At 41.9% G+C, this 19,687-nt stretch carries 14 protein-coding genes; 2 read left to right on the top strand and 12 right to left on the bottom strand.

Going from position 1 to position 19,687, the window contains the following annotated elements; all coding sequences use genetic code 11:
* Positions 1–22: 22 nt before the first annotated feature.
* The 5 genes from addA to V5M37_RS07660 form a co-directional block, all read right to left on the bottom strand.
* Positions 23–3,799: a helicase-exonuclease AddAB subunit AddA gene (addA, locus tag V5M37_RS07680; protein ID WP_423801471.1), complete on the bottom strand. Its 3,777-nt coding sequence runs from the start codon at positions 3,797–3,799 to the stop codon at positions 23–25.
* Positions 3,792–7,289 (bottom strand): helicase-exonuclease AddAB subunit AddB, encoded by a 3,498-nt coding sequence (gene addB, locus V5M37_RS07675; RefSeq protein ID WP_423801470.1) that lies wholly within the window; start codon positions 7,287–7,289, stop codon positions 3,792–3,794. Before addB ends, addA begins: the two co-directional genes overlap by 8 nt.
* A gap of 164 nt (positions 7,290–7,453) precedes the next feature.
* Positions 7,454–8,008 carry a signal peptidase I gene (lepB, locus tag V5M37_RS07670; protein ID WP_378580852.1) on the bottom strand — a complete coding sequence of 185 codons (555 nt, stop codon included), beginning with the start codon at positions 8,006–8,008 and terminating at the stop codon, positions 7,454–7,456.
* A gap of 1 nt (position 8,009) precedes the next feature.
* Entirely contained in the window at positions 8,010–8,663 is a 654-nt protein-coding gene (locus tag V5M37_RS07665) for a TVP38/TMEM64 family protein (protein WP_423801469.1), read from the bottom strand.
* 49 nt (positions 8,664–8,712) lie between these two features.
* Complete coding sequence (locus V5M37_RS07660) at positions 8,713–9,654, bottom strand: LCP family protein (protein WP_213141051.1); 942 nt, start codon at positions 9,652–9,654, stop codon at positions 8,713–8,715.
* Positions 9,655–9,922: 268 nt separating this feature from the next.
* On the opposite strand from V5M37_RS07660, the gene V5M37_RS07655 reads away from it, so the two are divergent.
* Complete coding sequence (locus tag V5M37_RS07655; RefSeq protein ID WP_213141052.1) at positions 9,923–10,288, top strand: hypothetical protein; 366 nt, start codon at positions 9,923–9,925, stop codon at positions 10,286–10,288.
* 18 nt (positions 10,289–10,306) lie between these two features.
* Here V5M37_RS07655 and V5M37_RS07650 read toward each other — a convergent pair whose 3' ends face one another.
* Positions 10,307–10,849, bottom strand: coding sequence for a competence protein ComK (locus V5M37_RS07650; RefSeq protein ID WP_423801468.1), 543 nt, complete (start codon positions 10,847–10,849; stop codon positions 10,307–10,309).
* A gap of 192 nt (positions 10,850–11,041) precedes the next feature.
* Here V5M37_RS07650 and V5M37_RS07645 point away from each other — a divergent pair, with 192 nt between their 5' ends.
* Positions 11,042–11,278 (top strand): IDEAL domain-containing protein, encoded by a 237-nt coding sequence (locus V5M37_RS07645; RefSeq protein WP_378580850.1) that lies wholly within the window; start codon positions 11,042–11,044, stop codon positions 11,276–11,278.
* A gap of 93 nt (positions 11,279–11,371) precedes the next feature.
* Here V5M37_RS07645 and V5M37_RS07640 read toward each other — a convergent pair whose 3' ends face one another.
* The 6 genes from V5M37_RS07640 to V5M37_RS07615 form a co-directional block, all read right to left on the bottom strand.
* Entirely contained in the window at positions 11,372–12,643 is a 1,272-nt protein-coding gene (locus V5M37_RS07640) for a M48 family metallopeptidase (RefSeq protein ID WP_423801467.1), read from the bottom strand.
* A gap of 137 nt (positions 12,644–12,780) precedes the next feature.
* Positions 12,781–13,557, bottom strand: a complete 777-nt coding sequence (locus tag V5M37_RS07635) for an enoyl-CoA hydratase-related protein (RefSeq protein ID WP_423801466.1) — start codon at positions 13,555–13,557, stop codon at positions 12,781–12,783.
* Positions 13,558–13,631: 74 nt separating this feature from the next.
* Positions 13,632–15,194, bottom strand: a complete 1,563-nt coding sequence (locus tag V5M37_RS07630; RefSeq protein ID WP_423801465.1) for a fatty acid--CoA ligase family protein — start codon at positions 15,192–15,194, stop codon at positions 13,632–13,634.
* Positions 15,195–15,360: 166 nt separating this feature from the next.
* On the bottom strand, positions 15,361–16,350 hold the full coding sequence (locus V5M37_RS07625) for a lipoate--protein ligase (protein WP_423802587.1): 990 nt from the start codon (positions 16,348–16,350) through the stop codon (positions 15,361–15,363).
* A gap of 17 nt (positions 16,351–16,367) precedes the next feature.
* Entirely contained in the window at positions 16,368–17,102 is a 735-nt protein-coding gene (locus V5M37_RS07620; protein WP_423801464.1) for an MBL fold metallo-hydrolase, read from the bottom strand.
* A gap of 116 nt (positions 17,103–17,218) precedes the next feature.
* Complete coding sequence (locus tag V5M37_RS07615) at positions 17,219–19,453, bottom strand: YhgE/Pip family protein (protein ID WP_423801463.1); 2,235 nt, start codon at positions 19,451–19,453, stop codon at positions 17,219–17,221.
* Positions 19,454–19,687: the final 234 nt, after the last annotated feature.

Below are 19,687 nucleotides of genomic sequence, written 5' to 3'. Positions count from 1 at the left end.
TTTATGTCATTTTTTATTTTTATTAAAGCCTTAAAATATGGGCACCATCAAAGAAAAATAAATATCTCTCGCTTACATTTCTTTTCCAAATTTGTTCGATTGCTTTTGTATATAAATTAATTTGCACTTTGTATCTTTCTTCAAGAATTGGTTTTGCCTGTTCAAACCCGCCTTTAAACCTATCGGTAATTCCATCTGATTTATAATCGATTAGGACAAGACCCCTTTCATCCTCGAGAATGCAGTCGATGATTCCTTGGACAAAGACGGATTCTTCTTCATTCTTCCAATCAGGGTAAACCTCCTCTGCCGGCAAGGCAAGCGTAAAGGGAACTTCTCGATGGATCGCAGCTGCTTGAAAATATCTTCTTCCCAATTCCGTTTGAAAGAATTGAACAATTAACTCAACTGGAATTACTTCTGCCTGTTCAAGTGTTAATAATTCATTATTTACCATCCAGTAAATCTTTTCAGTAATATTTTCCGCTTGAACAGGTTTAGTCAAATCAAGATGCTGCATGACCATGTGCATGGCTGTCCCGCGTTCCGCAGGTGTAATCGATTTTTCCTGCATAAACCTCGGCCGCTTCAGAATCGGTTTCTTCATTCGGCGGACAAGGTCTGTACCGCTTTGCTCATCCTTTAGTTCCGAGAAGCGTTTAATCTCCGAAACTGATTGCTTTGAGCGATGAACAGAAGCTTCTGGATACGGATATACCCATGAAAGTCTAGCTGCTATCTCATCAGAGAGTGCAGAGGACTGGGGAACTTTTTTCCCTGACATGACTAGATCTAAATAGTGGTTTTCTTCTTTCTCCTGAGCGATTACTTGGTTTTGAATTTCATCTGCAGGCACAATGGCTATTTTCCAGGAGGAAGGATGCTGGGTAATTTCCTCAGGAACCAGGTCATTTGCCGCACCTACAGCCTTTAATACTCCACTGTCCTGGTGACGGACAATTGCCGGCCCGATCCAGTCTATATAACTTGAGGCAGAAGCCCGTTCAAAGTCCTTCAGCAGCCAATCCAGATGATTAGCGGAGTCGTTCCACTGATCGATTTTCTTGCTGGCATCTTTTAGTGTGGCTGTCAAATACAGCTTTTCCTTTGCCCTTGTCATGGCCACATATAATACACGCATTTCTTCAGCCAGCATCTCCATTTTCTTTTTACGCTTAAAGGCAATTTGCGGCAGAGACGGATAGGAGATTCGCTTTTCCGGATTAACATATTTAGATGCAAACCCATATTCTTTATCAAGTAAATATGGATTGCGTATATCTGCCATGTTAAAGCTTCGGGCCATTCCCGCCATGAAAACTACTGGAAATTCCAGCCCTTTACTGCTGTGGATGGTCATGACCCTGACAACATCCTCCTGCTCCCCAAGTGCTCTTGCAGCCCCAAGATCATCGCCTCGCTCCATCATGCGCTCAATAAAGCGTAAAAAGCGGAATAGACCGCGAAAGGATGTTTTTTCATAGGCCCGTGCCCTGTCATATAAAGCTCTAAGGTTAGCCTGACGCTGCTTTCCTCCCGGCAGGCCGCCGACAAAGTCATAAAAATGGGTATCGCGGTATAGTTGCCAAATAAGCTCTGAAAGCGAGCCCTGCCGCGCCACAGGGCGCCATTCCTTCAATAAATCATAGAAGTGCCGAACTTTTTCATAAAAGGATACAGAGTGTTCAGCGGGTTTACTCTTACAAAAAGAATGAACAGCCTCCCAAAATGATCCGGTTTTCCTGCATAATCGGATTTGCGCCAGCTCTTCCTCGTTCAAACCCACAATCGGCGACCGCAACACTGACGCTAATGGAATATCTTGAAACGGGTTATCAATGATTCGCAGCAGTGACATCATAATGGCCACTTCTGAAGCCTCGAAATAACCAGTTGACAGGTTAGCATAAATTGGTATCCCTTGTTGCTTGAATTCCTCCATTATCTGTGGAGCCCATGTCATGGAACGGAGAAGAATGACGATATCCCGATACATAATCGGCCGGCCTGACTTCGTTTTTGGATTATACACTTGAGCCCTATTTTCCACTAATTCCTTTATTTTGGCCGCGATCGTCCGGGCTTCCAGCTGTGATTGTTCAAGATCGCTCTGATCGAATTCAGCAGGCTGAGCATCATCATCAATCCCCCCTGCCGATTCTGGTCCATCAGTACCGCGATTTTGGTCAATCAGAATCAGCTCAGCAGGAAATGGCTCTTCCTCAGGATAGGGAGCTCCTTTTTTCAATTCAGCAGCTTCATCGTATTCAATTTCCCCAACCTTTACACCCATGATTTGTTTGAAAATATAGTTTGTCGCATCAAGGACTTCCTTACGGCTGCGGAAATTGCGGGCTAAATCAATTCTTAATCCCGAAGCTTCCCCATCGAGCCGAAATCGATTATATTTTGAAAGAAATAGGTTGGGTTCTGCTAACCGAAAGCGATAGATGGATTGCTTTACATCCCCGACCATAAATAAATTGCCTTCGGCCTCGTCCTCTTTAGCGATAAGCTTTAAAATCGTTTCTTGAACCATGTTGGTGTCTTGATACTCATCCACATACACCTCTTTAAAATGACGCCGGTAGGCAAGTCCTGCCTCTGAAGGATGAAAAACCCCTTCTACTGTAATTTCACCTGTCAATATATCAAGGCAATAGTGCTCCAAATCCGCATAATCGACAAGCCCTTTATCCTTTTTTACACTTTCAAAGCGAACAGAAAATTCTTTTACAAGACTGACGATCGTTTGAATAAGCGGCTTCATTTCATCCATATCCCGTAAAAAGCTATCAGGCTTTCGCGAAAAAAGTTCATCCTTCAAATCTTGAAGCTTTTTCTTCGCTTTATCCCGAAGCTTTTGAGCCTTTTCCGTCAATTCTTTATCAAAAGAGTCCCCTTTGACTTGTTTCGCTCTTGAAAATGACCATGCTTGCATAGCGTCATAGAGAACAGTCCAGGATTCCTGTTTTGCCAGCATCAAAGAGTCAATTAGCTGCAGGTCCTCGAGAAAATTTTCCGCTCTGGGAGCCGGACCGCCCGGCAACTTGGCAATCTCTAAAGCTTTTAAAATCATATCCCTGGCAGCCTCTAATTGAAGCTCAATATCAAAGAGAAGTAACTCCACGAAGGGCAGCTCCTCGATATTTTTTACAGCAGAAACGTCATACATATCCACAAGTGACTGCAAATAACCTTGCGGTGAAGGATTTGCCCGGGCAAAATCGTAAATGGACAGCACAATTTCCATTAAGGCGGCATCACTGCGGTCGCTCGTAAAGGAGTCTACTAATCTAAAAAATGCCTCATTATTCTCTTTCCCATATTCCTCTTCAAACAATTCATCCAACACTTCATCCCGGAGCAGCTGAGCTTCTGTGACATCCGCAATTCGGAAACCAGGGTCGACATCGATCAGATAATAATATTTGCGGATGACCTCCATACAAAAAGAATGCAGTGTTGATATGGATGCTTTATTCAACAGGCTGAGCTGCTTTCTTAAATGCCTTGAAGCCGGGTCATTGTCAATTGCCTTTTCCAATGCCTCTCCGATTCGATGACGCATTTCCGCCGCGGAGGCATTCGTAAATGTAACCACGAGTAATTCATCGACATTGATGGGGGCTTCTTCAGCTAGGATTTTTTGGATCATTCTCTCAACCAGCACTGCCGTCTTACCCGAACCCGCTGCAGCCGCAACAAGAATGTCCTTATCACGCGCCTGAATGGCTTTCCATTGGTCATCCGTCCAGGTTACGCCTTCAGGCTTTTTAGGAATAACGATTTTACTCATTCTCATGCAGCTCCTTCCTGATTAACTCGAGTACCTCATCCTTGGCACGTGGGAAAAGAATACGATAATGATTATTTTCAATCGATTCATCAAAATGACAGACAGATTTAAAGGCGCAGAAAGTACATGGTGTTTTGTCCTTTAACTTATATGGCGCAATATCGGTACGGCCTTCCATTATGTCATTTCCTGTTTTCTGATATAAATTGCGAACATAAACCTTTAGATCCTCAAAATCTTGTAAACTCGCAACCTTTGATTTTTTTGATAATTGTCCATCCTTCTTGATTCCGGCGGCGATAATCTGCGAGTCACCTGATTCAAGCGTTTGATCCATGAGCTGGATGACCTGCTGATCGCCAAGCATTAATCCATTCATTTTAAACTTTTTCATGATTTCCTTTTCAATCTCGTCAATGGTCAGCATTTTCGTCGACTGGACAAACGGGTTATGCACGTGGAAATAGAGCACACCTGCCGGGCTTGCCTTCATCTCGACTAATTCATTTGAATGGGTCATAACAATATCAAGATAGGTTAGCATCTGAAGGGCAAGTCCATAATAGACTTCAGTTAAATTGACATCCTTTTCGCTCGACTTATAATCAATGACCCGCAAAAAGATGCTGTTGTCTTCGGCTTTAGCCTGATCAACCCGATCAATTCTTCCTGCAAGCTCCATCCGTTTGCCATTTTTTAATGTGAACGATAAAGGAGGAAGCTTCTCATTCCGGCCAAAGCCGAGTTCCAAGCCAATTGGCGAAAAGCCGCTTACCTTCGCATGCTCGCTCAAAACCACGGAAGCCCGGGTAATAATCTGCTCCAGCTTTCGTTTAATATAATGATGGCGCTCCGAGCTTAATAAGATTTGGTTTTGCAGCTTAGGTGCCAGGCTTTTAACCGCATCTTTCGAAAGCTCCTCACATTGTTTTCTCGATAAGCTTGCCCATGATAAATTTTGTTCAGTAACTGTGTCTGCAATTTGCTTTAAGGCCGCATGAAACAGCTCCCCAATATCCGGAGCTTCAAGACGGAAAATTTGCCGTTCCTTTAGCTTCAGCCCATGTTGAGCAAAATGGGAAAAGGCGCACGAGTTGTAAAGCTCCATTCTTGAAACGCTGGCCTGAATCGTTTCCCCATACAGATTATCAGCTGTTTCACTAGCTAATTTTACAGTTTGATTGGCATAAAAAAGACTGGAAAATACCTTTTGCGCCCTGTCTTTCCACTGGCCATCCATATAAAAGTTATAAACATCCCACCAAAGGTCGGGAATCCCATAATGCCGCTTTTTCAATTGAAGCTGGGCATTTAGGTATGAAAGAGTAGCACCAGTATTAGACACAAAGTTCAGCTGCTCTTCTTCTGAAACCTGTGAAGGGTCAACAAGCAGCAGCCGTTCAATAACCTCTGGAAACATATCTTTTATTCTCTTAATATACGAAGAAGGAATTAGCGCTTTTCCTTCATCATTTGCAAGCGGATAACTGATATAAAGCATATCTGTTGGGGCGGTAAAGGCTTTATAGGCAATAAAGTTTTCATCCAGCAAGCGTATTCTGCTGCTTGGCGCAACTGTTATGCCGCCGGCTGCAAGCAGCTCCCGATCCTCGTCTGAAAGAATCCCCTCGTCAGCGATTTTCGCCGGCAGAACACCTTCATTCACGCCAACAACGAAGACAATTTTGATATCATTCAGCCGCGATTTCTCCAAATCACCGACTAAAACCTGGTCAAGGGCCGGCGGAATTAGGGAGAAATGCATGGATTCAAAACCTGCCTCCAAAATAGCTGCAAATGATTTTAAGGAAACAGGCTCCTCACCCAAAATTTCCACATACTGGTCAAGGAGATCGATGACGGCATTCCAAACCTGCTCATGCTCGCGTGCCTTTACCAGATTCCCCTTTTCTTCCGCAGCTATCTTCCATTTCTCAAGCTTAGCCGGAACATCTAATTCTTCTAAAAACAAATAAATAGCCTCAGAAAACTTTTTGCCTGAATCTGACTTTTTCAATCTTCTTGACAGCCGAAGAATAGGAGCTGTTATCATAAGCTTCAGCTCATTCAGTTCTTGTTCCATCTTTCTTTCAGCATCTGTTTGAACATTTCGCTCTACATCTAGTCCTTGGTAACGTCGATAAGTCCAGCGATCCTTTTTCGTCCAGCTGCTTCCATTTATTCCGTAAGCTAAACAATAGTTTTCCAGCCGATCCATTTGTTCACGCATTTTCACGGGGTTTTCCTGAAGCGGATAGATTAGCTCTGTTTTTATTACCCTAAAGACCGGGTCATAGCGCCAATAAGAATTGATGACTTCAAGCGTAGAACGAATCAATTCAACAAGCGGATGGCTTTGCATCGTCCGTTTTTGATCAATAAAAAAGGGAATTTGATGGTCGGTAAACACGGGTTCCACTAGTTCATGATATTCCCCGCCGTTTCGAACCAATAGAGCAATATCACGCCAGCGATATCCTTTTAATCGGACTAAATCACGAATCTCACGGGCAATTCCTTCAATTTCAGACCTTCTGTTAGCCGCTTGGAATAGGTTTAAATTTGCTTTTTCATGATATGGCGCAGCAGGCCTGGCATCGAAATGTTCCTCCAGGTAACTTAAGACGCTCCCAGACCATTTTTTTGATCCTTTAAGAATAACAGGCTGCTCGATTGTTATCCCTTCGATTTTTGCTATCTCATTGATTGTAAAACAAGCCTCGCTCGAAGCACGAAACAGGTCTAGTTCATCCGGTCCGGAATCAACCTTAATGAAATCAGTTGTCAATGCAACCGAAACTCTCCTGCATCGCTTCATTAACTCCGCTATCACTTGATATTCCTGGGGAGAAAAGCTGTAAAAACCATCAATATAAATTTCCGCATCTCTTAAATAGTGGGAGGAGGAAATTTTCTCGGAAAGCAGCCGAAAATAATCCTCGGAATCTAAATATTTACCGAAGATTTCATCCTCAACCCTTTGATAAATCAGTTCCACATCACTCAATTTATCCTGCAGGGATTTTGAAGCCGAAGAACCTTCCGCTTCCATCCGGAATGAACCTAGGGCAAGATCCTGAGGGCTGACACAATACCGCCTAAGCTCCGTAATCATTTGCTCTACCTGCTGAATAAAACCGTTTTTATCTGCTGCCCGATTGAACAGTTTCAGCTGTTCCTTCTTTTCATCGATGATTTTACGGATTAGCATACTCATGCCGACCGTGCTTAAATGCATCCGGCTGATTCCGCCTGTTTCCTGCAGGATTCTCCATGCCAAGCGCGGAAAACTATATACCTGGGCCCGAATCATCCCGCCAATATTAGGGTCTGTTGCTAAACGATATTCAGACATGAAGGTCATTTGCTCAGGAACAATATATATAATCGGCTTTCCTTCAGGGTTCTCCGAAAGGCTGCTGGTAATTTCATTAAAAAACATGGCCGTTTTGCCGGTTCCTGACCGCCCGATTACCATTCTTAATGACATGTATTCCCCTCCATCCTCTCCAACTTTACGTATCCTCCATTTTATCATAAAAGAAGCACAAACGTTTGCAATAGCCAGTGATAGATTAAAGCCAAAAATGGTAAAACTAAGCTTTAAAAGACAAAAAACACGATAGTTTACTATCGTGTTCAGAAACGCAAATATTAAAAATGAACGCCTACTTCATCCAACGGCCAGTACCGCAGGTCAACTTTACCGACCACCTGGCTTTCTGAAATGAATCCAAAGTGTCTGCTGTCCCAGCTTCCCAAACGATTATCGCCAAGGACAAATAATTTCCCCTCAGGGACCTTATCTTCACCGGTAATCTCTTTTAAACTGAAATCACCAGTCAATTTCATACCAAGTGCTTCTTGTTTATACTTCTTTAAAAAAGGTTCTTCATATTTATGGCCATTAATAAATAATTGGTCATCCCGATATTCAATTTTGTCGCCGGGAAGGCCGATAATCCGTTTGACAAAATCCTCTTTTTCATTAGCATGAAAAACAATAACATCGAATCTTTCCAGTTCGCCTGTTTGAAAGCCCAGCTTGTTAACAACAAGTTTATTCCCATCCTGGAGCGTGGGCATCATCGATTCACCTTCAACTACGTAATTCGAGAAAAAAAATGTTCGAATAAAAACGAAAATAATAATACCGATTGCAAAAGCCTTAACCCATTCGATTCCTTCCTGTCTCCATTCACTCCTCACTTTATCCCCTCCGTTTTTTTAGTCCCTTCCCCTGGTGCTTCTCCTCCACATGTCCATTTTTTTCATGTTTGTTTAGTCTTGCTTCAATTCTTCTTCCAGCAAACCAAAGAATAAAAATGATAATAAAAACAATAATCGTCCGAAACGGCTGAGTAACCAAGGAGCGAATATCATATCCAATGAAACTAATGGTAAAAATCATCACCATTTTTCCAATGCATACCGCAAGCATATACTGGGCAAAACTTAGCTTCGAAAGCCCAGCCACAATATTAACCACTGCAGATGGTGTAAAGGGAAAACAAAGCAGCAAAAACAACGGGCCAAACCCATGCCGTTCCACCCAGTCCATCAGCCTTCGGACTTTCTGGTGCCTCGGCAAAAAGGCAAGCAATCGTTTTTGCCCATATTTTCTGATGAACGAAAAGACTAGCAGCGCGCCAATGCAGGCACCCAGCCAGGAATACAGAAATCCCAGCCAGAGTCCAAAAGCACTAGCATTGGCCATTACAAATAAAAATAATGGGAGAAACGGCAGGAAGGCTTCAAGTATCGTCAACAAAATTCCAGGCAAAGGCCCAAGGGCTTTATAGTCCTGAATAAGGTTCATGATATTTTCGAGTGTAAACCAAGCTTTAAATGTTTCAAAATCCATCCGTGTTCTCCTACCCGCTTCTAATTCTATTTTATATCCTAGACAAGTATTATTTTGTAATAAATTGGTGAAGCGCCTCTTTATTTTTTGCAAGATTTATATCCAAAATGGCGCCCTCCCCTTTAACCCGCGTCTCTTCAAAACTGTTATCAACAGGGATCCTTAATGTTTCGACACTTCCCCTTTTATCGGCGAAGAAGTCTTTCCCCATAAAGAGGATATCCGATGTTTTCATATTTGTATTAACGTAAGGAGCCACCACACCTATTAGCTTTGGCAGCTTTGGAAGGGTTTGAATCGCACTTAATTGGTCACCAATGGCCTGTACTGCCTTCTGCTGCCGCTCGACCCGCCCAAAATCACCAATGGCATCATGACGGAAGCGGACATAACTTAACATCTGCTGGCCATTCAACTTTTGCAGCCCGGGCTGCAGCGGTGGATCAACATATGCCGACATTTTCTTCTCCACATCGATTTCTACCCCATGTGGGAACGCTTCATCAATCAGTTGGACAAACCCTTGGAAATCAACAATCGCATAATACTGCAAATCAATATCAAAATTCTGCTTAATCGTTTGCCTTATTAACTCCGGGCCGCCAATGGCGAAAGCAGAATTTATTTTATGCTTGCCATGCCCAGGGATGGCCACATAGCTGTCGCGCATAATCGAGGTAAGTTTAAAAGTCCCTTTGTCCTCGTTGTAATGGGCAATCATGATGGTATCTGAGCGAGCTTTTTCTTCCCCTCGCGAATCGCTTCCGAGCATCAGAACATTCGTGTCGCCATACTGATCCTTCTGTCCATCAAATTTATACACTACCTTTTGCTCTTTCGTTTCATTATCAATTTTTTTTAATGATTGATTGACACCCTGTTTATATTGAAAATAGGAGTAAGCCGCTCCGGCCCCAATTAAAAGTAATAACACCAATAATACGGATTTCCATCTTCTCCTTTTCTTATTTCGATGTTTATCAGCTCGCATGTTTATCACCTTAATCTATGTATTTTTGCGTTTCACCATTATATATGACTGTTTTTTTCTATCCTTCGTTTCTTCTTTAATTCATTTTCCCCTATCAGATATCCTTCTATTAATAAAAACTTTCTCATGAATTTGTCGAATATTTCAATTAAAAAGCTCACTTAAAGCAAAGCTAGAAGCGTGGCAGCAGTATTGCATTTATGTTTTCTTTTTTGTAAAATAAAAACAAGAACGTAAGTTCGTATAAAATGAAGGGTGAGATCTTATTATGACGCGAATTCCAGAGAATGACCGTGATATTATGGAAAAAGCCATTTATTTACCAATGGTTTTAACGATCTTAAATAGGGATTTGAATGTGGTGGAGAAGAGTCCATTTAAATTGAAAAAGCCATATTTGGAGTTAATCGAAGTAACGATGAAGGCTATTCAGGGGGAATTAGCCGAGGTAAAGCAATATATGAAAAAGAATAAGCTTCAGGTTAGTGAAACCAAACGGGACGATGCCTTTACCATGTACATGTTTATCTATAAAGGTTATGAAGAGCATCATAATTATTTTAATCCGCGCATCCGCAATAAGGTCCAAGAATTAATGGAAACCTACTTATTAAAAAAACACCTGTCCCGTTAACCCGCCACAAAGTCATTTTTATTTATAATCATGTGAATGTTCAGAGGCCTTAATAGGCTTTGGAGCATTAAATAGGTAAGTCATTTTTTTATTACCTTCGATTCTTTGGAGGAGCTTTGTTTTTAATAAGGCCGTTCTTAACATTTGTCCTTCAATAGTCCCAAATGAAACTGAAAAAAGATGCGTTTGTTTGTTTTGGAAAGTAACTTGAGTTTGATGAGGCCCTAGACGACGGTAATTCTCAACGTGCTCATGTGAAATCCAAATACATTCGGGGCGGCTCGGTGATGTGGTTGGAAAAAAGAATATATGGTTTGCAGGCTCAATGGCAATAGGAATCTTACGGGAATATCCAATTAGTTGTCTAGTCCCCTTCTTTCTGCTTTCATAATCGACGCCAAAATAGTCGCAGCTTTTTTTGATGATGTCTAATGGTTTAAAAGGTGAAATAAATTCATCATCCACCTCAATAATCTTTGTGTATACTTTACTTCCGTATTCCATTGGTGCCAAATACATGGTACATGAATTAATCTCATACTCTTCTATTTGTTTTTTCAAACTCGTCAACTCCTATTCATATGACTTCCACCATATCTTAACACTTTTATTTCCCAAAGCATTTACTTTTCTGAATTGTTACTAAATTATTCACAAATCCTGTCAAGGAAAAAGTTTTACGAAAATTATAAATATTATTGATAATATTCTAAAAACTCCATATAATAAAAAAAAGCATCAGAGGTGATTTTCTTGAATGAAAAATCCTACACGGACTTAATGAAAGTTGCTGCCATGAAACGGAACCAAAGGAAAGAGAATTTCGTCCAGGACCTCTACATCGACATGCTTTTATCGGAAATCCAGCTTACGGTTGAAAAGGAAAAATTGCTGCGGAAAATTGACTCGGCTATTGATCGGCGGGACAAAAAGTTGTTCATCCAGTTATCGGGCCAGCTTAGGGAAATCAATAAGAAGTTTGGAACTTGAATATTTTCACATTAAACCGTCAATGACGGTTTTTCTTTTTGGCAAGCGAAAAAAGCTGAAGATCAATGATCCTCAGCTTTTTTTAATAAAATTTTATTCTGTTCGATGCTTGACCTCATATTCTTCCAGTTTGGAAATTCGGTCCAGCATTGGCGGGTGGGTGTAGCGGAAAATTTTCACCAGCATTGGCGGATTGACTTGACTTAAGCCATTGCGTGTCAACTCTTGAAATGATGTGATGGCGGCATCCGGATTTTTCGTCATCTCAATTGCATAGGTGTCAGCCCTTGTTTCCTGATAGCGGGAGACGAGATTTGACAGCGGGCTTGACGCAAATAGCAGCATTGAGATAATCATGTAAAATAACGGGAGCGACCGTATATCCTTTGTGTCGGAAATTTTCAGTTCTTTTCCAAAGCGGGCAACCGCCCAATTCATCATCCGGTAGGTTACATACAACCCGAGAAGCGATAGCAGCAGGTAGCCAGCAATTCCCCAATATATATGCTTCTCCACATAATGCCCCATCTCGTGAGCCATGATAAATAAAATTTGCTCATCTGAGAGTTTATTTAAGGTAGTATCCCAGAGGACAATTCGGGCATTGGAGCCAATCCCAGCGACGTAGGCATTCATGGCATTTGTTTTTTCCGCCATATTCACCTCAAATACATGCTCCGCAGGGATATGGGCCTTATCAGCCAATGTCAGGATTTTGGTTTCTAATGCTTTGTCTTTCAAAGGGTAAAAGTCATTATATAACGGATCGATAATGACAGGCTGAATAAACATCATAAATAGAGTGAACGGAACCGATAACAGCCAGCCGTAAAGCCACCATCGTTTTTGGCTTTTTCTCATAAGCCAGTATAAAACAGGAACAATAATGAGCCATGTTGCATAATTAAGCCAAAAATCAATCAGTTCGTCTTTCATCCAAGAAGGAAAGGATTGCGTTGAAATATGATACGTTTTTGATAAGGAAAAGCTGATATAGCTTAATGGCAGTACCGCAATAAAGGCAAACAAGGATAACCAGAATAGGTAGACTGGGGTGTGCAGCAGTTTATGTTTCACCGAGTCCTCAGCCCAGCGTTTGAATGCCTTCGACAAGCCAAATAATAAAATCAGAAAGTAAATCAGCCATTCCAGCGGAGTAGATAGGAAAAACAGTAGATTTCTAATTTTCGAATATTCCTCACTCAAGCTAAGTTCTCTTCCATTTAAAAAAGTAGCCGGATCCGCCTTTGTTCCTTCATATTCAAACGGAAGCTTCGGGTCGGCAAACTGGAATAAGTACCAGTAAAAAAATAAGCCATATAAAACAAAGGCCAAAACTGCATAGACCCCCATTTTTCTCGCCATGATTTGTCCCCCTTTGTGTACAACCCTCTATATTTAGTTTAGTTTAAAATGCGGGAAATAGAACTTCGTGTTTTTTTTCTTCTAAAATAGTTTCGGTCACGCAGAAACATCTACGTGACCGAATTTGAAAAACTAGCTTATTTCCCCTTAAAAACCGGTTTTCTTTTCTCTCCAAATGCCTGAAGTGCCTCAATTCTGTCTTCTGTCGGGAGTGTCACCTCATATGCCTTGCGCTCAATTTGCAGCCCGGTGTTCAAATCAGTATTCATCCCTTGTTTAATCGCAAATTTCGCCTGCTGTAAGGCCACTGGACCATTAGCAAGGATTTGTGAGCAGAATGCACGACTTTCATCCAATAGCCCATTACCTTCTACCACTCTTGTTAAAATGCCATAGCTAAAGGCTTCATCTGCAGTTAGCCTTCTAGCAGTTAAAATAAGCTCCAATGCCTTCGCCTGCCCAATCAAGCGCGGCAGCCGCTGTGTTCCCCCTGCCCCCGGAATGATGGCAAGACTCGTTTCTGTCAGCCCCATCAAGGCACCGCTTGCGGCAAACCGAAAATCGCAAGCCAAAGCAAGCTCCATCCCTCCGCCAAAGGCAAATCCATTGATCGCTGCAATCGTCGGCTGCGGCAGCTGGTCAATCGCATTAAAACATTCGTTGATTTTAAACAGATTACGCTTCACCTGTTCATCCGTCAGGCTTTTGCGCTCTTTTAAATCGGCACCGACACTGAATGCCTTCCCCCCTGCACCAGTAAAAATAACAGCACGTATATCCGGATTGACGCGTATTTCCTCAACCGTATTCTGCAATTCCATTAAAGTTTCATGGTTAAAGGCATTCAGCGCATCAGTGCGATTGATCGTAACAACCGCTATGTGGCTGGCAACCTCAAGTAAAATGGCCTTCATTTATCTTGCACCCCTTTCGCCTTTATAAATTCGAAAAAGGCAAGCTAAAAGCCTGCCTTTTTCATTAAAAAGTTTTAGTTCCCAACAGTCTGCGCTACCTGTGTCTTTAAAGCGCGTCTTAAGATTTTACCGGTCGTATTCTTTGGAAGTTCCTCTAGAAAGACAACTGAAGAAGGAACTTTATACTTGGCAAGATGCTCCTTGCAGTAGCTAATCATCTCTTCTTCCGTAAGATCTGCCCTCTTACTTACGACATATGCCTGTACCGCTTCTCCTTGGTTCAGGTCTGGAACACCAAGCACCGCAACTTCAACAACATCAGAATGATTATAGATGACTTCTTCTACTTCACGTGGGTATACATTGTAGCCGCCAACGATAATCATATCTTTTTTGCGGTCAACAATATAAAAATAGCCCTCTTCATCCATTCTTGCCATATCTCCCGTATGAAGCCAGTCGTCCTTAATGCTCGCTGCCGTTTCCTCCGGCATTTTATAATAGCCCTTCATTACGTTTGGACCACGGACAATCAGTTCGCCAACCTCGCCGACAGGAACCTCTTCGCCAAGTTCATTCACGACTTTGTTTTCCACATTAACGATGGAAGGTCCGATCGAACCTGCCTTGCGTGGACGATCAAGCGGATTAAAGCAGGTAACCGGAGAGGCCTCCGAAAGACCATAGCCTTCAGAAATGAGCACATCAAATTTCTTTTCGAAGTTTTCTAATAGGGCAACAGGCATCGCGGCACCGCCGGAAATGCAAAGACGTAATGAACTTAAGTCCTCAGGGCTTCCTTCCGGATATTGATATAAGAAATTATACATGGTTGGCACACCTGCAAAAACCGTCGCCTGATATTCTTTCGCAAGATGAAAAATATCCTTCGGGCTAAATTTCGGGGCAATCAATAGAGTTGCTCCTTTTAACAGCGGTGCATTCAAAGCAACCGTTAAGCAAAAGACGTGGAACATTGGCAAGGTTGTAATCACACGGTCAGCATCATTCATTTTCAAATAAGTGCCGACATCACTGGCATTGCTATACAGATTTTTATGTGTCAGCATCGCGCCTTTTGGCTTACCCGTTGTACCTGAAGTATAAAGGATAATGGCGGTATCATCGTCATGTAGTTTAGGACCCTGGAAACTTAATTCACCGGATGCCACCACATCTGTAAACGATTTCATTTTAGGATACACGGAAAATCCCTCAACACCAGGCTGTGCCAATCCCTTTTGCTCTGTTTCGCAAATAATATAGTGGCTCACTTTCGGAAGCATGGTATGAACCTTTTCTGCTAATGGAATCATCAGATCAAGGCCGACAACCACTTTTACATCGCCATTATTCAGGATATAACCGATCTCATCAGCGGTATAAATCGGATTGACCGGAATAACTGTTGCCCCTAGGCGGAGTGCCCCATACAAACCAATGACAAAATGCGGGGAATTCCCCAGCAATAGTGCTATATGGTCCCCTTGTTTTACCCCCAATTTCTCGAGGCCTGAAGCAAACTTGGTAATCGCCCCATCCAGTTCGGCATATGTACTGGATTTGCCCATAAAGTGGTAAGCAATTTTCGTGGCTGAAGCCTTGGCTGTTTCATGAAGCTGTGTTGATAGATTCATATTCTCTCTCCCCTCAAATGAATGAATGCTCATTCACAAATTCGTAACAATTTTCTAAATATATTATATTGCTAGAAATTTATCTATACAAGTATAATACTTAAAAATTTCAGAAAAAAATAAAAATAGGAAGCGTTTTAATTCGAACGCTTCCTATATCCAAAAATTAGTATATTAAGTTAATAAAATCTTCTTTGGAAACATTTCCAAAATAATACGTTGTATCCACATCTTCCAGCGCACTTTCCATTTCGCTTTTTTCATAACGAATCCCACTAAGCCGCTGTTCTATTTCACTGACATCGCCCACACCAAAAAAGTCACCATAAATTTTGCAATTCTCGATGATTCCTTTATTCACTTCAAGCCGGACATCAATGGAACCAACCGGGAACCTGTGCGAGTGCTGTAAATTGAATTTTGGAGACTTTCCGTAATTCCAATCCCAGTTTTGATATCTTTCTTCGGAAAGCTGATTGATGTTTTGCCAATCTTCTTCCGTTAACACATACTCAGGAACATCTTCCTGTCCTTCAAAAATATATTTAAGGAGCAGGGAGCGGAATTCCTCAATGCTTATTTTTTCCGATAAAAATTCAGAAATGTTAGCAACCCGGCCGCGGACTGATTTGATTCCTTTTGATTCAATCTTATCTTTCTTCACCTTTAAGGCAGACGCAACGTTTTCCATTTCCGAATTCAAAAGCAGCGTTCCATGGCTGAACATTCTCCCCTTAGTGGAAAATTGTGCATTCCCAGAGATCTTCCGTCCTTCTACTTCAATATCATTACGGCCGCTTAGCTCGGCATTTACTCCTAACTTTCTTAAGGCCTCAATCACCGGTTCAGTAAATTTACGGAAATTATGAAAACTTTCACCGTCATCCTTCGTGATGAAACTAAAGTTTAAATTCCCCAAATCATGATAAACCGCCCCTCCGCCTGATAATCGGCGGACAACATGGATGCCGTTCTTCTCCACATATTCAGTATTAATTTCTTCAATCGTATTTTGATTTTTTCCAATGATGATGGATGGCTCATTTATGTAAAATAATAAATACGTCTCATTAATATCAAGATTCTTTAATGCATACTCTTCAATCGCCAGGTTAATGCGCGGATCAGTAATCCCTTTATTATCAATAAACAGCATACTCACCAAATCCCCCTTTAAAGTTGAATAGTCTGAAATTCTTCTGCAAGTTTTATTATACCAGCAAATTCACCTGATGCCTCATGAACTAAATCACTTACATTCCCGTAATGCGGCAGGTGAGTGAGAATTAATTGCTTTACGCCTGCCTCACGGGCAAACCGGCCAGCCTCTACACTGTTCATATGTCCCGCTGATTTGCCGTTTTGATGCCCGTAAAAGTTGCACTCGCATAACAACAAATCTGCATTGCTGCTAAACTGAATAAACTCCTCTTTAAACGCGCTATCCCCTGTATAAACCAATGACATGCCGCCCGCCTCAAACCTCATCGCATAGCAAGGCACAGGATGGTCTGTTTTAAAAAAGCTTACTTGAAACGGACCGATAGACAGGGACTGATTTGGTTCATAGGCAATCCCTTTCGTAATCGTTTTATAGGTTAATTTAGCAAATTCATGCTGATTAAAATGGTGCCCATAAATCGGCAGGGTCGGAAATTGTTTTCCCAAAAAGCCTTGGATTAGACGTGCATGCTGCAGGACACCGATATCGGCAATATGATCAGGATGGTAATGGGAAAGAATAACCGCATCAAGCTCCTCAGGCTCAACGATATTTGGCAGTTTTGCAAGAACTCCGCTGCCGCAATCGACTAGCAGCCGAAACCCATCATGTTCAAGTAAATAGCCTGAGCTTGCTGCATCCTTTTTCGGATAGCCGCCCCAAAACCCGATGACCGTCAATTTCATGATAAATCCCTCCAAAATTCCAGTTCATTTTTAATATGTACATTATCAGCAGCTCTTTACTATATTCATACACGAAAAGACCAGCCGTATCAATGTTGAAGGCTGGTCTTTCAAGTTTATTCATGTGCTGCTTTAAATTGATGCTTCATCCTCATCGCATAGTTGGCAATTGACAATACGCTGAAGCCAACAATAAAGCCAAATAAAATGATGGCATTTTCCCACATAAAGCTGAAATCACCGCTTGAAATAACCGCTTTAAAGCCCTGCACCGAATAGGTCATCGGCAGGAAGGCATTAAAATGCTGCAAGAAATTAGGAATCAATTCAAGCGGGAATGTTCCTGCACTTGTTGTTAACTGGAAAATCAAAATGATAATCGCGATAAACCGCCCGGCATCTGCAAGTACTGATACAAGCAATTGGATTAACGCAATAAAAGTTAAGCTTGTGATGATGGAAAACAAAATAAACTTTGGCATGCTTTGAACTTCAAGGTTTAATCCAAACAGAAGGATTGCATCAGCAATCAATGCCTGGATTATTCCGATACCTGCCATAATGGCAAATTTGCTGGCAAACCAATTAAAACCGTTTGCCGGTCGGATGGCAGCATCTCTAATTGGGAAGACAATCGATAATAATAGGGCACCAACAAATAATCCTAATGATAGGAAGTATGGCGCAAACCCTGTTCCATAGTTTGGTACAGTATTTAAACTTTCCTTATCCAGTTTGACCGGTTTTGCCATCATATCATAGGTTTTGTTGTCTGTGTGAACCTTTGCAGCCTCATCGGAACCCTCTTTCAATTTATCCGCCAACTCCTTGGCACCATCAGACAGTTTTCCTGCTCCATCTTTTAACTGCTCCGAGCCATCTGCCAGCTGTCCGGCACCAGTAGTGATGGCATCGGCACCTACGGTTAATTGCTTCATCCCGGTTGAGAGACTGCCCGCACCGCCGTTTAACTCATTAGAGCCTAAATATAATTGATGGACCCCTGCCTGTAGGGCCTGCTGCCCTTGGTTGATCGTTCCGATACCTGATAACAATTGATCAAAGTATGGGTTTGTCTGGCTGGCGATTTTTTCTTCAAGGCCTGACGTTGCTCCTGATAGCTTACCAGTCAACTCTGTTTTAAACGTATCAAACCCTGCACCCAAATTGGAGGTCAGCTTGGCAGATACAATCGGCTTTACGATAGCCTTGATTTGTTCCTTTGATTCCGCTTGAATAATCTGCTGTGCATACTGTTCTGGGATACCGCTGGCAACAAGCGCCTTTGTTTGATTTTCAATGATTGGCCCCATCATGCTTTGCACTTCAGCCGGAGTAAATTTCCCACTTGAGAGTAGGCTTTGAGCTATTTGATTCATGGCTTGCTTTTGTTGATAAATTTGTCCAGCAGTCTGGTCAGCCATTTGTTCAATTAATGACGTGGATAACTGGGATTCAAAATTGTTTATCCCATTATTTAATTCCACAACACTGCCGCTCAATTGGTTATTGATTTCTTTCGCAATTCCAGCAGGGAGCTCCTGTTTCAATTGCGCAGCACCCGCATAGGCCTCCTTTGTTCCGGCAACAAGCTTTGGAAGATTGGAATCCACCTCAGACAAACCGGCGCTAAGCTTAGATGAGCCATATGCAAGCTTATCCGATCCTGCATCTGCCGTTTTCATGCCGTTATCAAATTCAATCGATTTTTCAGCAAGCGTTGCCAGCCCAGCGTAAAGGTCTTTCGAGCCTTGAGTTAATTCTTCAGAACCGTCACTCAACTGGCCCGCACCATTACTTGCTTTTTCAACTCCGCCAGCAAGATCGGTTATTTTAGAAAAAATAGTCTCAGCATACGTTTCTGTTACCTTTTCAGAAACTGCGGTTTTTATTTTTTCCGCGGCCGTTCCGCCAATTTGGGCTGATAAGAAGTTATAGCCTTCGTTTGGGACATAGGTTAATGTTAGTTTTTTCGGTTGGTCGTCCATTAATGTGGTAGCATTTTCCGAAAAATCGTTCGGAATTTCAATCAGCATATAATATTTTTGTTCCTTGAGCTTTTTATAACCCTCACTTTTGCCAACCGATTCAAAGCCAAACTCCTTGCTTTTCTCTAGTTTTCGCACTAGGTCATTGCCAAGCTTCAGCTTTTCTCCGTCAAGTGTCGCCCCTTTATCTTCATTAACTATGGCAACAGGCAAATGGTCCAGTTTGGCGTATGGATCCCAAAATGCCCAAAGGAACATGCCAGCATATAACACCGGGACCAGCATGACCGCAATGATCGGGATTAAGATTTTTCTATTTTTAAGAATAGTTGATAGTTCAGCCTTTAATAGGTTTGGTTTCAACCTTATCCTCCTCTCTATTATTGACTAATTTGTTCATTTGGTCATTTGTGTTCTAAAAAGAAGGACTATCCAGCAGACAATCCTAAATAAATCACTCATAAAATGACCATATGAACATTTCAGTCATTAATTACTTAATGAGTATACTCCCATTTTAATTTGTTGACAAGAAAAATTAAATGAAAACTCGTCGATTGGCGAGTCCGATAGGACGAAGACAGAGATGTAGTTGAA

This window comes from Neobacillus sp. SAB-20_R2A (assembly GCF_049568635.1).
Taxonomy (GTDB): domain Bacteria; phylum Bacillota; class Bacilli; order Bacillales; family Cytobacillaceae; genus Neobacillus; species Neobacillus citreus.
The sequence above is the reverse complement of the archived record's forward strand: the minus strand, read 5'-3'. Positions and strand labels throughout refer to the sequence as shown.

Bases quoted from the DNA above. Each gene is read 5' to 3' on its own strand.
- V5M37_RS07635 (WP_423801466.1), bottom strand. From the start codon at position 13,557: ATGAAGGCCATTTTACTTGAGGTTGCCAGCCACATAGCGGTTGTTACG.
- addB (WP_423801470.1), bottom strand. From the start codon at position 7,289: ATGTCATTAAGAATGGTAATCGGGCGGTCAGGAACCGGCAAAACGGCC.
- V5M37_RS07660 (WP_213141051.1), bottom strand. From the start codon at position 9,654: ATGCGAGCTGATAAACATCGAAATAAGAAAAGGAGAAGATGGAAATCC.
- V5M37_RS07630 (WP_423801465.1), bottom strand. From the start codon at position 15,194: ATGAATCTATCAACACAGCTTCATGAAACAGCCAAGGCTTCAGCCACG.
- V5M37_RS07640 (WP_423801467.1), bottom strand. From the start codon at position 12,643: ATGGCGAGAAAAATGGGGGTCTATGCAGTTTTGGCCTTTGTTTTATAT.
- V5M37_RS07665 (WP_423801469.1), bottom strand. From the start codon at position 8,663: ATGGATTTTGAAACATTTAAAGCTTGGTTTACACTCGAAAATATCATG.
- V5M37_RS07655 (WP_213141052.1), top strand. From the start codon at position 9,923: ATGACGCGAATTCCAGAGAATGACCGTGATATTATGGAAAAAGCCATT.
- V5M37_RS07620 (WP_423801464.1), bottom strand. From the start codon at position 17,102: ATGAAATTGACGGTCATCGGGTTTTGGGGCGGCTATCCGAAAAAGGAT.
- V5M37_RS07625 (WP_423802587.1), bottom strand. From the start codon at position 16,350: ATGCTGTTTATTGATAATAAAGGGATTACTGATCCGCGCATTAACCTG.
- addA (WP_423801471.1), bottom strand. From the start codon at position 3,799: ATGAGTAAAATCGTTATTCCTAAAAAGCCTGAAGGCGTAACCTGGACG.